9 protein-coding genes, 1 rRNA gene and 1 pseudogene are annotated in these 12,799 nt (G+C 43.4%); 3 read left to right on the top strand and 8 right to left on the bottom strand.

Annotated features, from left to right (window positions below):
• Positions 1 to 133: 133 nt before the first annotated feature.
• Positions 134 to 249 (top strand): 5S ribosomal RNA (gene rrf / locus JMN17_RS19925).
• 37 nt (positions 250 to 286) lie between these two features.
• On the opposite strand, the pseudogene JMN17_RS21850 reads toward rrf, so the two are convergent.
• Positions 287 to 1,082 (bottom strand): annotated as a pseudogene (locus tag JMN17_RS21850) (MFS transporter); the annotation flags it as partial.
• Between the two features lie 414 nt (positions 1,083 to 1,496).
• Between JMN17_RS21850 and JMN17_RS19920 the strand changes: the two are divergent.
• Positions 1,497 to 2,933, top strand: a complete 1,437-nt coding sequence (locus JMN17_RS19920) for a SulP family inorganic anion transporter (protein ID WP_087991989.1) — start codon at positions 1,497 to 1,499, stop codon at positions 2,931 to 2,933.
• 146 nt (positions 2,934 to 3,079) lie between these two features.
• On the top strand, positions 3,080 to 4,000 hold the full coding sequence (locus JMN17_RS19915; protein ID WP_202329110.1) for a bile acid:sodium symporter family protein: 921 nt from the start codon (positions 3,080 to 3,082) through the stop codon (positions 3,998 to 4,000).
• A 15-nt stretch (positions 4,001 to 4,015) separates the two neighbouring features.
• Here JMN17_RS19915 and JMN17_RS19910 read toward each other — a convergent pair whose 3' ends face one another.
• From JMN17_RS19910 to JMN17_RS19880, 7 genes are all read right to left on the bottom strand, one after another.
• Positions 4,016 to 4,765 carry an alpha/beta hydrolase gene (locus tag JMN17_RS19910; RefSeq protein ID WP_202329109.1) on the bottom strand — a complete coding sequence of 250 codons (750 nt, stop codon included), beginning with the start codon at positions 4,763 to 4,765 and terminating at the stop codon, positions 4,016 to 4,018.
• Complete coding sequence (feuC, locus tag JMN17_RS19905; RefSeq protein WP_202329108.1) at positions 4,762 to 5,772, bottom strand: iron ABC transporter permease FeuC; 1,011 nt, start codon at positions 5,770 to 5,772, stop codon at positions 4,762 to 4,764. The genes JMN17_RS19910 and feuC overlap by 4 nt, the downstream gene beginning before the upstream one ends.
• On the bottom strand, positions 5,765 to 6,769 hold the full coding sequence (locus tag JMN17_RS19900; protein WP_087991993.1) for a FecCD family ABC transporter permease: 1,005 nt from the start codon (positions 6,767 to 6,769) through the stop codon (positions 5,765 to 5,767). Before JMN17_RS19900 ends, feuC begins: the two co-directional genes overlap by 8 nt.
• A gap of 18 nt (positions 6,770 to 6,787) precedes the next feature.
• Positions 6,788 to 7,741: an iron ABC transporter substrate-binding protein FeuA gene (gene feuA, locus JMN17_RS19895; protein ID WP_087991994.1), complete on the bottom strand. Its 954-nt coding sequence runs from the start codon at positions 7,739 to 7,741 to the stop codon at positions 6,788 to 6,790.
• Positions 7,742 to 7,831: 90 nt separating this feature from the next.
• Positions 7,832 to 9,421: a bacillibactin transport transcriptional regulator Btr gene (btr, locus tag JMN17_RS19890; protein ID WP_087991995.1), complete on the bottom strand. Its 1,590-nt coding sequence runs from the start codon at positions 9,419 to 9,421 to the stop codon at positions 7,832 to 7,834.
• 187 nt (positions 9,422 to 9,608) lie between these two features.
• A complete protein-coding gene (locus JMN17_RS19885) occupies positions 9,609 to 10,853 on the bottom strand; it encodes an exo-beta-N-acetylmuramidase NamZ family protein (RefSeq protein ID WP_202329106.1) in 1,245 nt (414 codons plus the stop codon).
• Between the two features lie 10 nt (positions 10,854 to 10,863).
• Complete coding sequence (locus JMN17_RS19880) at positions 10,864 to 12,795, bottom strand: glycoside hydrolase family 3 protein (RefSeq protein WP_202329105.1); 1,932 nt, start codon at positions 12,793 to 12,795, stop codon at positions 10,864 to 10,866.
• Positions 12,796 to 12,799: the final 4 nt, after the last annotated feature.

The following is a 12,799-nucleotide window of genomic DNA, read 5'->3' as shown; positions in this document are numbered from 1 at the left end:
ATCAGGTTGATAGGTCTGAGGTGGAAGTGTGGCGACACATGGAGCTGACAGATACTAATCGATCGAGGACTTAACCACATTTTGAATGATGTCACATCTGTTATCTAGTTTTGAGAGAACATCTCTCAAATTGTTTGGTGGCGATAGCGAAGAGGTCACACCCGTTCCCATGCCGAACACGGAAGTTAAGCTCTTCAGCGCCGATGGTAGTCGGGGGTTTCCCCCTGTGAGAGTAGGACGCCGCCAAGCAAGGTAAAACCCAGCTCAATGAGCTGGGTTTTTTGGTTTATATCTGTACTGATTTGTTTTCATCAGTATCCATTTTATCGAGCTTTTTGCTTTTCAGGTTTTCTAATACTTTTAATACCAATACAATCCTCAGCATGTTCAACATGAGAGTTGTAAATAACCAATGCAGTATGTACTGAGAATTCATCTAGACGCCATCCAACTGCGATTGGCGGGATAGAACCGCCTAATCCGTTGGCAGTATGCTTGTCGTTTGTTCTGTTTTTCCAAGGTAGAATTGATTGGTGATAATTAAAGCAATGGTAAACATGCCAGTCATAAATAAGCCTAAAAAGAAACAAAGAACAAACCCTGCAAAATCAGTAAACGACCTATGATTATACCGATCCAATATATTGTTACCGTTATGGTTGCTAAGGAGTTAGAAATCTCCCATTTCTCAGCGAAGATAGAAGGGATAAAGTGAACAATCGATACTTCATGGCTCCATAAAAAAGAAGTACGCAGCTGCTAAAGAAATAAACAGTAAGCCAAGTCTTCGAAAAACTTATAGGTGCTTGTTTTCCATTGCCCGAAGTGTCTGTTTGACGAATGAGCAAATCGTCAAAGCTGCCAAAGCTCATTCGGCTCCAAACAAGCATCAGAAGAAATGAAATTAGCCCCAATACCAGAAATGCCAATGCCCATACATTATTGCTAATTAAAAAACCAGACAGCAACGGCATGAAAAGGGCTCCTAAACCGTACGCTACTTCCATCTTACTCATGACGATTGCTTGTTTTTCTATAATTGCTGTTAAGATAATTGTTCCTACACAAGATTCTACCAGTCCGGGTATCATGTGGCGTGGATATGCCTCAGCTTGCTGAACTGATGATGTAGAAAACCCCGCTTGATACTATGAGGATGCCATTCAGGAATTGATGGGAATATTTCCGTTGTCAAATGAGAGAAAAGATATTGCTGTTGTTAAAACGATTCTTGTTTCTCATCCGGATATGATATAATTCAAAGATGGCTTAAACCTAGTTTTAGCCATTTTTTTCTTCAGTATTCATCTTGCATATTTGATTAACATTTAATATGATACTCTTTGTATAATAACTCCTTGCCTCTATACAACATACTCAACGTTTCCCCTTTTTCTTCGTTCGTTTGGCCTTTCCTTTTCTCCCGTAAAATAAAGAAAGCTCCCAGCACAATAGATACGGTGCGGATTTATTTTTTAAAAAAGGAGTCGTTATATTTGAATAATAGTTTTACATTACAACAGCAATGGTTCGGTAATATCCGAAAAGACATTCTTGCTGGCATTTTAGTTGCATTAGCATTAATACCTGAAGCGATTGGCTTCTCGATTATAGCGGGTGTTGACCCGATGGTCGGTCTTTATGCGTCATTTTGTATAGCCATTATCATTTCTATTTTTGGCGGCAGACCTGGCATGATTTCAGCAGCTACTGGCTCAATGGCGGTCGTTATGGTGTCGCTGGTTGCTGATCATGGGCTTCAATATTTATTTGCGGCAACGATTTTGACAGGAATTATTCAGGTGATTTTAGGTATCAGTAAAATTGCGAGATTAATGAAATTCATCCCGCGTTCTGTGATGATCGGGTTTGTGAATGCACTGGCGATCCTTATTTTCTCTGCGCAGCTTCCTCAGTTTGAGGGTGCTTCTTGGAGCATGTATGCAATGCTTGCCGGGTCGTTGGTAATTATTTATGTGCTCCCGCGATTTACGACTGCGGTTCCGTCTCCGCTTGTCGCGATTATTGTGATGACGATTATTGCGGTTACTTTCCATGTGGATGTGCGGACGGTCGGAGATATGGGCAATATTTCTAGTTCGTTGCCTCATTTCTTAATCCCTGATGTTCCGTTTACCTTTGAAACACTGCAAATCATTTTTCCTTATTCGATTGCTTTAGCATTTGTCGGATTACTTGAGTCTTTGCTGACAGCACAAATTATTGATGAAATGACGGATACGGACAGTGATAAAAATAAAGAGAGCCGCGGACAGGGAATTGCGAATATCGTGACTGGATTCTTTGGCGGAATGGCAGGCTGCGCTATGATTGGACAATCTGTCATTAATACAAAAGCGGGCGGACGCGGACGCTTATCTGCATTTGTTGCTGGTGCTTTTCTGATGTTTTTAATTGCCGTCTTGAGTACTGTTGTCGTGAAAATTCCAATGGCTGCGTTAGTGGCTGTTATGGTTATGGTTTCTGTTGGCACATTTGATTGGTCTTCTTTAAAAGGCCTCAAAAAAGCGCCGCTCACAGACTCTATTGTCATGGTTGTGACTGTGATTACGGTTGTTGTGACGGATGACTTGTCTAAAGGCGTATTCGTCGGCGTTCTCTTAAGTGCGGTGTTCTTTGTGGCAAAAATTTCGAAGCTGAAAATTGTTTCGCATGCAGGGGATCAAAAGCTGAGAACGTATCAAGTAAAGGGACAGATCTTTTTTGCGTCAGTGACTGATCTTACGAATGCGTTTATTTATCAAGAGGATATTGAGCGAGTCGTGATTGACTTAACTGAGGCCCATGTTTGGGATGATTCAGGAGCGGCTGCGCTTGATAAGATTGTTGCGAAGTTTAAGGAACAAGGAATTGAAGTTGAAGTAAAGGGTTTGAACAATGCTAGTAAAGCTCTTATGAAGCAAATGACATAAAGTGTGAAAGCCCAGATTGGTGAGATCTGGGCTTTTTTATATAACATATGGCTGAACGGCATTGATATAATAGAGTGAGAAAGAAATATTTAATAGGAGACTTGTATATGACGCTTCAGAAGCTGAACCATGTATTGGGGAAAGTCATGCCGCTTTTAACGCCTGCTAGTGTTGTGCTGGGCGTGCTGCTGTCTCAATTTTTAAATGGGTATGAAAGTGCTGTGCCTTGGATCTTTGCTTTTATTACGTTTGCAGGCAGTTTGAGCGCTAACTTTCAATCTTTGAGACATGCGTTGTCTCATCCTCTTCCTATGATTCTTGCACTATTTGTTCTTCATATTTTCATGCCGCTTTTTGCTTGGGGCAGCGGCCATCTTATATTTAAAGGCGATCCTTTGACAATCACAGGTTTAACATTGGCTGTTGTGATTCCTACCGGGATTACAAGCTTGATTTGGGCAGCGATGTATAAAGGGAATGTCGGTTTGACGCTTTCGATTATCTTGGTTGATACGGTGCTGTCACCATTGGTCGTACCGCTGAGCCTTTCATTGCTGGCCGGCGCTCAGGTTCATATGGAAGTGTGGGGAATGATGAGAGGGCTGATTGTGATGGTCGTGATTCCTTCTTTTCTGGGCATGCTGTTTAATCAGATGTCATCTCCAGATAGAACCGCATCTGTTAGCAGTGCGCTGTCACCTTTTTCAAAGCTTTGTCTGATGGCTGTGATTGCGATTAATAGTTCAGCGATTGCCCCTTATTTTAAAGCAGTTGATTTAAGATTTGTAGGAATAGCTGTGACGGTCTTCTTTATTGCGTTAACAGGCTATGCCGCTGCTTGGCTGATCGGGAAAATAATGAAAAGGCGCCAAGAGGAAATTGTATCTCTTATTTTTACGGGAGGCATGAGAAATATCAGTGCCGGCGCAGTTCTTGCCGTTACATTCTTCCCGTCTCAGGTTGCTGTTCCGGTGGTGATCGGCATGCTGTTTCAGCAGATACTTGCCGCGTTGTTTGGCTATATGGTGAATCGTTTTGAATTAAAACCTGTATTGCAGAAAGCATGAAAAAACCGCTCAATCTTATGAGCGGTTTTTTCCGTATAGCCATTCGAGCGCAATGATGAACTGTTGGCAGAAGTACTTGCGGTGGTGCACCGCCCCTTGTTCAATTGAAAGACATAGCTGATTTTCAGTGAAGCCTTTTTCTTTTAAACTTTGATGCACTTGCTTTGTATTCCGCAGCATATTTCGCTGTATAGATTGTTTTTCACAGCCTTCTTCACTGCCGACAGACATAAAGACACGTGCAGTGCCGGGCTTTAAAGAAGATAAATGAATGGCTTCGGCTGCGTTCTCGTACCAGTAGGAGCCTGAGATAGAGCCTATGTTTGTGAACACTGATGGATACTTTATTAAGGCGAACATTGAGATGAGTCCGCCTAATGAGGCACCGATCATTCCTCTTGACTGCGGTTCCCTGGCGACGTTCCAATTTTCTTCGATAAACGGAATGAATCGGTTTGTTATGTTAGACAGATAGTGATATCCCATGCCTCCGAAGTCCGGGAACCGATCACTGAGTGATGCAGCCGGCCAAGGGGTGTATTCATCCAGCCGACTTGCGGGTTCGATACCGATCAACACGAGCTCAGGCAGCCTTCGCTGCTGAAATGTACTTTCTAATAATTTGATTTGGTCTTGAAACAACGAACTTCCATCCTGCACGTAAACAGCAGGAAATCTCCTGCTGCTGTCTGGGCTGTAGGAAGGAGGGAGGTACAGCGTAAATTTCCTTTCACCGGCTTTGTGCTCTGAAAGAGATCCGTTCAAGCATTTTCCCCCTTTTTTTGCTTGAAAAGCAGGTATAAGAAATAAGGAACACCGAGGATCGCCAAAATGATGCCTGCGGGCACTTCCGCTGGCTGGAAAAACAGTTTTCCGGCAAAGTCTGCGCTTATTACAAGCAGCATGCCGATTAAACCGCTCAGCGGCAGGATATTGCGGTGTTCGACACCAGCCAGTCTCCGTGAAATGTGGGGAGCGATTAAACCGACAAACGCCATGCTACCCGCTACGGAGACACAGGCGCTGATGATTGCTACGCAGGCGACGAGCAGGATGGTTTTTTCTTTATTTGATGAAATACCGAGGCTTCTGACTGTGTCTTCATCAAAACGAATGGTGTCCAGCAAGCGGGACTTGGCGATAAGAATAGGTATAAACAGCAGCATCCATGGAAGAACGGCTGTGATGTAAGTCCAATTGGCAGACCAGATGCTTCCGTTTTTCCAGACCATGGCCATTTGATAGTCTTGCGGGTCCATTTTTAATGATAAAAACAAAGACAGGGCGCTGAATCCAGAATTGATCGCGATTCCTACCAGAATAATTCTTCCTGAATCTAAATTGCCTCTGTGCCATGCAAATATGTAAATCAAGAGCGCCGCAATCAGTCCGCCTATCAACCCGAAAAATGGCATTCCCATCGCCGCAACTATAGATGTCACTTCCTTCTGGCCTTGGAACAAGAGCATAAACGCCACAATCCCGGCTCCCGCCCCCGCGTTAATTCCGAGAATTCCCGGGTCTGCAAGCCCGTTTCTTGTGATGGCTTGGATGACGGCGCCCGCAATGCCAAGACCGAGTCCGATAATGGCGGCCATGACAATTCGCGGCAGTCTTAAATCGAACAGCAAAATTTCATACTGCGGATTCGGATCGATCTGAAAAAGAGTGGAGAGCAGCTCAGCCGGCTGAACGGAGAATGATCCGCTCGTTAAGCTGAAATAGCTGACAACGAGAATCAAAGCGATGAACACTGCATATTTTTTAGCCATTTTGCTCCCCTCCTTTTCGTTTAATCAAATAAAGGAAGAAAGGCACGCCGATTATGGATGTCACGACTTCAATCGGTGTTTCAAACGGATAATTGATAAATCTGCTTGCGAGATCACATAAGGTTAAAAAGACTCCGCCCAAAATGCATGAACACGGAATCAGCCTGTTGTAATCGGAGCCGACAAGAAATCTTGTGATATGCGGAACAACCAATCCGACAAACGCAATTTTGCCGGCCAGCGCTACGGCACTGCCGGTTAAAATGATGACTGAAAGCATCGCCATGATTTTAATGGTTTTTTTCTTTTGTCCCAGACTTTTAGAAATGTCGTCGCCTAATGATACAGCAGTCACCTTTTTGCTGAGGGAAACAGCTATCACGATGCCGACCAGAAAAAACGGTGCGGCAAGCTTCAGAAAATCAGGACTCATTTGATGAATTCTGGCGCTGTACCAGAAACTGAGATCCTGCGATATTTGAAAATAAATCGACATGGCTGCTGATAAACTGCTAAGCAGCATGCTTGTAACTGTGCCGATAATGGCAAGCTGCACGGGGGAAAACCCGTTAGGCATCATGGCGGCAAGGCTGAATACTAGAACGGCTCCTAATGCTGAGCCGATAAAAGAGTAAATGATCATCTCAATGGAAGACGATTGCGGGAGCAGAACCATACAAAGCGTGATAATAAACGCGGAACCATCTGAAACGCCCATAATCGATGGCGAAGCTAAATAATTGCGCGTAATGCCTTGCATAAGGGCTCCAGAAACAGCAAGGGCTGCCCCTATGAGCAGAGCGCCGGCAGCCCTTGGAATCCGGGAATGCCATATAATTTGATGGTCTGTGTTTCCCGGATCGAAATGAATAAGAGATGTAAAAACAATATCTGTGCTTAGATGCTTTGCGCCATATAGGATCGAAAGCAGCAGCGACAGTGCAATAGCAAATGGAGAAGTAATCAATATGATACGTGTCCACTGTTTTGAATACATACAAAAACCTACTCTGAATTAGTTTTGTGTCAATTTTTCAGCAGCCGCTTTCAGGAAGCGGACTTTGCTCCAAGCTGTGCCGCCTTGTGCGAGAGGATCGACTGAGTTAACGTACACATGATCTTCTTTGACTGCTTTAAGGCTTTTCCAGATTGGATTTTTCTCTAAATCTTTTAATGCATCAGGTTTATCTGCATTTTCATCATCAGAAAATTGAACGAAGATATGGTCTGGATTCATTTCGCTTAATTTTTCTAATGAAATCAGTTCTTGCGCTTTTGCAGCTTTTACTTCGTCCGGCGCTTTAAGACCTAAATCACCATAAAGGGTGGAGTTGAAGTACACCTGTTCAGGGTAAATGTAAATGTTGCCTTGTCTGATTCTAATGACAAGCGCTTTTGAATCTTTTGCCTTTTCATTGATTTTTGTTTTTGTTTCTTTTAAATCCTGTTCATAGTCTGCAATGATTTTTTTCGCCTTTTTCTCTTTACCAGTCAGCTGGGCAAGGAGCATCATATTGTCCTTCCAGTTTGAAGAGATGTGAGAAACCGGGATTGTTGTGCCGGCTGTACTTATTTTTTGCAGTGTTTTTTCTGGGAACTTTGTTGAAGCAAGGATGACATCTGGCTTCATCTCAAGAATCTTTTCAATGTTTGGCTCCATTTTTTCTCCGGTTGGTTGGGCTTTGTCTGTGATGTCTTTGAACATTTCAGGGAATTTGCCGGAGAATGAAATCGCGCCTTGCGGATGAACGTCAAGCAGTTTCGCGTCTTCCATCGACTCAACGCTTCCCGTTATGGCAATTTTGTCTGTTGGTACAGTTACTTCATATGTTTTATCCAGGTATTCAATTTTCTTCTTCTCGGATGCTGTGCTGCTTGCCTTGCTTGCAGTTGATTCATTTTTGTTGCCGCAAGCTGCCGCTGTCAGCGCGAGAAGCAAGATTAATAAGGTAAGAGATATTTTTTTCATCTATAGAGCCTCCTGTTCAATTGATAACTATTATCAATTGGAATTATAGAGAATGAACGGATATAACGCCATGGACAAATTCCATATTTATCATGGACAATCACCGGATAGTAAAGAAATGGTTTGCTGAACAATCCGTTCATGGCCGCAAGCCGAGTATTCATTCCAAGGGTCAAAGGATAGAAGGTATACACGGTTATTCCGTACTGCGCTTAGGTTTTGCCATGCTTCTGTCTGCTGCAATTGCTGGTAATAAGCAATGGTTTCAGGCTCTTTAAATAGAAAAAGCATTAAGCAGTCAGCTTGGTAATTTGCGATATTTTCTACCGAAATCGCTTGCTCTGAAGGCGTGTCTTCCGTTTTTGCGGAGCTGAATTCTAAATCTCCAAAAAAGACTTCGCGGACGCTTCGATGATGTGCCAGATAAAAATTTTGCTTATGCAGCCTCAGAAAGAGAAAACGCTGCCTTTGGGCGTGCTGAAGTGTTTTTTTGGCGACCGCCGTCTGCTGGTCATAAGCCGCGAGCCACTTTTCTGCTTCGGACTCTTCCTTTAAGAATGAGGCGGTTTGCAGAAAGTGAGTTCTCCAGCTTTCTTCTGAAGGAAGATAAATGACTTCTGCGATGCGATTCAGATGATTTTTTTCTTCTTGAGAAATAGAATCCATGCTGAAAATCACATCTGGTTCGGCCTGAGATAACGTATTCAGGTTTTCTTCCCATTTTTCATTAAATCGGTATGCGCTGAGCTGGACGGGTATATCTGTCGAATAATGCTGATAGTAGTAAGACGTCCATTTTGGGTGGAGCGCGGCCGCAAACGGTATGTGATGAAGAGGGATGAGGTGGCCCATTGTGCCTCTTCCGTATGCGGCAATTTTTTTTCGTCGTTTTTTCATATAGCTTGTAGGTGAGCAGCCTGTATGCTTCTTAAAGATTCTGCTGAAATAAAATTCATCTTGATAGCCGGTTTGATGAGCGATTTCTTTCAATTTGCAGTTTGATCTTGCCATGAGCCGTTTTGCTCTGGTGATTCGCGTCTTTGTGATAAATTCTGTTACGCTTTGACCTGTCCTTTTTTTAAAGGTTTCGCTGTAGTGTTTGGCGCTGATCCCTGCCATTTGCGACAACTGGGCAAGTGTCATTTTTGTTTCTGCATGAGTTTCGATGTATTGTTTTGTTTTCTCGATTGCTGAGTGTGTATCCGTTAGATCAGATACACTGGCAGTCATGAGGTCATAAATCAGGCTTTGTACTTCAATCATGCATTTTAGGTGAGAAAGCTGAGACGATTCATTCCATAGCGCAGCAAGCTCTTGAAGCCGGGCTGCAAGGTTTTCGATATGTGATATATTCACAAGCTTCAGTTTGGCTAATTCCGTTTCTGTACATGGCGTTAAGATATCTCGTCCGGATTCCTTGATATAGCTTTGAATCCTGATCAGACAGGTATCTATATGTCCTTCGGCTGCAGGCGTAAAGCCGAAGGTTTCGTTAGGCGGACAAACATAAAGCGTCTTTTTTTGCAGAGGACTGATGCTTGTTCCGATCGAAATATGGCCGTTTCCTTTGACATGAAAGATCAGTACGAATGAATCGGCTAATTGCTGTTCTGAGAAGAGATCACTTGTTTTTTTAAGATATTCAATTTGTATGGGATAATAAATCACTGTATTTTGCAAGAGTAGACCACCTTTTCAGAAACATTCAATTGATAATCATTTTCAATAAGATTGTACCAAATAAATGAAAGTTTTCCTATATAAAGCGGGTGGGTTTTTGTCATAAAAAAACCCTTACTCTCGTTTGAAAGTAAGGGTCTTTTGTTCGGTAAGAACATGTTACACGTGTAACATACGATGCTTACGTCTAATAGATGAGATGCTTTTTTCTTGTTTTACTGAATTGTTTGAGTGGTTTTTCATAGCGATCTATGATGTCATCTATAGAAGTGCCATTTTTAATTTCTGTTTTGATCCAACCGTTGCCTGCCAGTTTATCAAATGAACCTGTTGCTAGGAACTCAAAATCCTCAGGATAGAGGTCGTGTATTGTTTTAATGAGTGAAAGGCCTGTTCTAACCGCTTCAAACTTTTTTCGGTCTGTCACATAGAGCTGAACACCGTGGCAAAGCATTCCCTGATGTTTAGAAAATGTCGGCGTAAAGGAAGCTGCCCTGAATGTGACGCCTGGCAGATGGAGTCTGTTTAATGTTTCTGCAAGTTCTGTGCTTTTGATAAAGGGAGCCCCAATCAATTCGAATGGCTTTGTTGTCCCCCGCCCTTCGGATATATTTGTTCCTTCAATCAGTCCGGTTGCAGGATATACAAATGTGCTCTCTACCGTCGGCATGTTAGGTGATGGGAGGACGAAAGGCAGTCTGGTGCCGTCAAAATCCATTTTCCGTTTCCAGTGTTTCATTTTTACCACTGTCAGTTCGGCATCAATGTCAAATTCCTTGTTGAACAGCAAAGCCAATTCGCCTATTGTCATTCCGTGCTTTAGCGGAATGGGATACAGTCCGACAAATGAGGCGTACTCAGGCTCTAAGACTGGTCCTTCAATATGATCCCCGCCTTGAGGATTCGGTCGGTCCAGCACCATAAAAGGAATGCCATTTTCTTTAGCGGCTTCCATAGCGTATGCCATTGTATAAATGTACGTGTAGTAACGGGTCCCGACATCCTGAATGTCAAACATAAGAACATCGACATTTTTCAGCATCTCTGGAGTCGGTTTCCTCGTTTTTCCGTAGAGGCTGTATACGGGAATCCCGGTTTTTTCGTCAATGTAAGAGCCTACTGTGTCTCCCGCCTGAGCATCGCCGCGGACGCCGTGCTCTGGGCCGAATAAAGCTGTCAGTTTAATATCAGGGTTTTCGTGAAGAATATCGACACTGCTTTTCAGAGATGCGTTTACGCCGGTTGGATTGGTGATTAATCCGATTCGTTTTCCTTTGAGCTGTTTTTTATAAACTGGCAAAAGCGTGTCTATGCCGGTCTGGACTTTAGGTTTTTTAGCCGTTTGATTCTTGGCATCGGGTGATGCTGAGGCGGCTGTTATCGTTCCAAACATGATGAGCCCTGTGAGAAAAGCAAATATTGTTTTTCTCATGAGTTCCTCCTTATGAAAACGGTTTTCCCGTTTTGATATTTAATCCGTAGCCATATGGATAAAGGATGTCTCCCGGTTTCGTGACTGACGGAATGTCAACTGGGAGTGTGCCTTTAGGTTTTGCCTGACCGAATATCGCCATAACTCCAGCGGGAATATTAGGTTGAAGATAACGGCCATTCGCGTATCCTTTAAAGCCATAGACAGCAATGAGCGCCTTCGCTTCCTCAAAATTGGCAGCATCATATGGGTTGCGCAGGCTCATTAAGACAAATGGCTTGTTGTGCTGCAGTGCGGCTTTCATGACAACTCTCGGAAATACAGTGGTCCATTTGCTTGAATCTGATATGGTGTCGTCGATGACACCGTCGTTGACGACAGGGTCATTTTTCACGACGTAGGAGCCGGTAATGATATAATCAGCCTCTTTTACTTGTTTTTCATGCTTGGCATTAAATATTTGGTTGGCAAAATTAATTTTGCTGAGGGACACGGGTTTGATTTTCTTTCGCTTGATGAGATCACGAATGGTTTGTTCAATTGAAGCGGTTTGTTCTTCGTAAGGCGCGATAATTAAGATTCTGCTGTCTTTTTTAGGTTTGAACGGCAAGGTGCGCTGTTCATTTTTTAAAACGGTCACTGCTTTTTCGGCTATATTTTTCTCTGCTTTCAAGTGACGCTTGCTTCCTACGATTTTCTGGGCTTTGGCTATTTTTTCTTTTATGCTGTCGTCATGTCGAGCTGGATACATACCGCGTTTTATTTTCAGGGAAATGATTCTTTCAACCGATTTGTTGATTTGTTGTACAGGAATGTCACCGTTGTTCACGGCTGATTTTAAAGCTTGAATAACACGGGCGAATTTCTGTTCTTCTTTCAGAGAAGTAACTGAGGCAGGCATTAATGCAATATCGACGCCCGCTTTTACAGCCATGACCACAGCCTCTTCCTGTCCGAAATGATCTGCGATTGCTTTCATATTGAGGGCATCGGTAACGATGACGCCGTCAAATCCCATTTCCTGACGAAGAAGACCGGTCATCACCTTTTTCGAGAGTGTAGCCGGAACCAGAATGTCCGATCCATCGAGTTTGCTTTTGCATGTGGTGCCATCAAAGGCAGGAAATTGAACGTGAGCTGTCATCACCATATCAGCACCGGCATCAATGGCTCTTTGAAAAGGATAGAGCTCGATCTCACGAAGGCGTTCTTGGCTATGGGGAACGAGAGGCAGTCCGTAATGGCTGTCAACGTCCGTGTCTCCATGTCCCGGGAAATGTTTGAGGGCAGAGGCTATATCTTGCCGCTGCAAACCTTTCATCGTGTATAAACCGAGTCGTGCTGTCAGTTCTCGATTGGAGCTGAATGACCGTACGCCGATGACCGGATTATCAGGATTATTATTAATGTCCATAACAGGGCTGAAATCTGTATTAATGCCTAAGGCTGAAAGCTCTTTTCCAATGATGCTGCCAGTCTGATAGGCATTGATTCTGCTTCTGGCTGCACCCAGTGCCATATTCCCCGGGAAATTAGTCCCCTCCCCTAATCTTGTTACAATGCCCCCTTCCTGATCAATACTTAGCATGAGAGGGATTTTGGGGCTGGCTTTTTGGTAAGCGTCTGTCAATTGAACAGTTTGTTTTGTTGTTTTTACATTTTCCGCAAAAAGGATGACGCCGCCGAATTGATATTTCTTGATGAGGCTAGCGACTTCCTTATTCATTTCTGTAAAGGCTTGTGGAGAAGACTCGCCCTCCTTTTGCCAATTTCTGAAATCAGGCATCAGCATCTGGCCGAGTTTTTCATCTAACGTCATGCGATTGACAAGCTGCTTGGCGTTGGGTGAGCTGTTGGATGAAGCAGCTTTTGCTTGGCCGGCGCCGAGAAAACATGAAAGAAAGAGAACGGCTGAAAGGATAAGCGGAAAGACAGGTTTCATAGAA

It is taken from the genome of Bacillus sp. RHFS10 (assembly GCF_016757475.1).
In the GTDB taxonomy this organism is placed as follows: domain Bacteria; phylum Bacillota; class Bacilli; order Bacillales; family Bacillaceae; genus Bacillus; species Bacillus subtilis_G.
Note: the sequence above shows the minus strand (reverse complement) of the source record. Positions and strands in the feature narration are given on the sequence as shown.

Excerpts from the sequence above, each read along its gene's own strand:
- feuA (WP_087991994.1), bottom strand. The coding sequence starts at position 7,741 with ATGAAAAAAATATCTCTTACCTTATTAATCTTGCTTCTCGCGCTGACA.
- JMN17_RS19880 (WP_202329105.1), bottom strand. The coding sequence starts at position 12,795 with ATGAAACCTGTCTTTCCGCTTATCCTTTCAGCCGTTCTCTTTCTTTCA.
- JMN17_RS19915 (WP_202329110.1), top strand. The coding sequence starts at position 3,080 with ATGCCGCTTTTAACGCCTGCTAGTGTTGTGCTGGGCGTGCTGCTGTCT.
- JMN17_RS19885 (WP_202329106.1), bottom strand. The coding sequence starts at position 10,853 with ATGAGAAAAACAATATTTGCTTTTCTCACAGGGCTCATCATGTTTGGA.
- feuC (WP_202329108.1), bottom strand. The coding sequence starts at position 5,772 with ATGGCTAAAAAATATGCAGTGTTCATCGCTTTGATTCTCGTTGTCAGC.
- JMN17_RS19900 (WP_087991993.1), bottom strand. The coding sequence starts at position 6,769 with ATGTATTCAAAACAGTGGACACGTATCATATTGATTACTTCTCCATTT.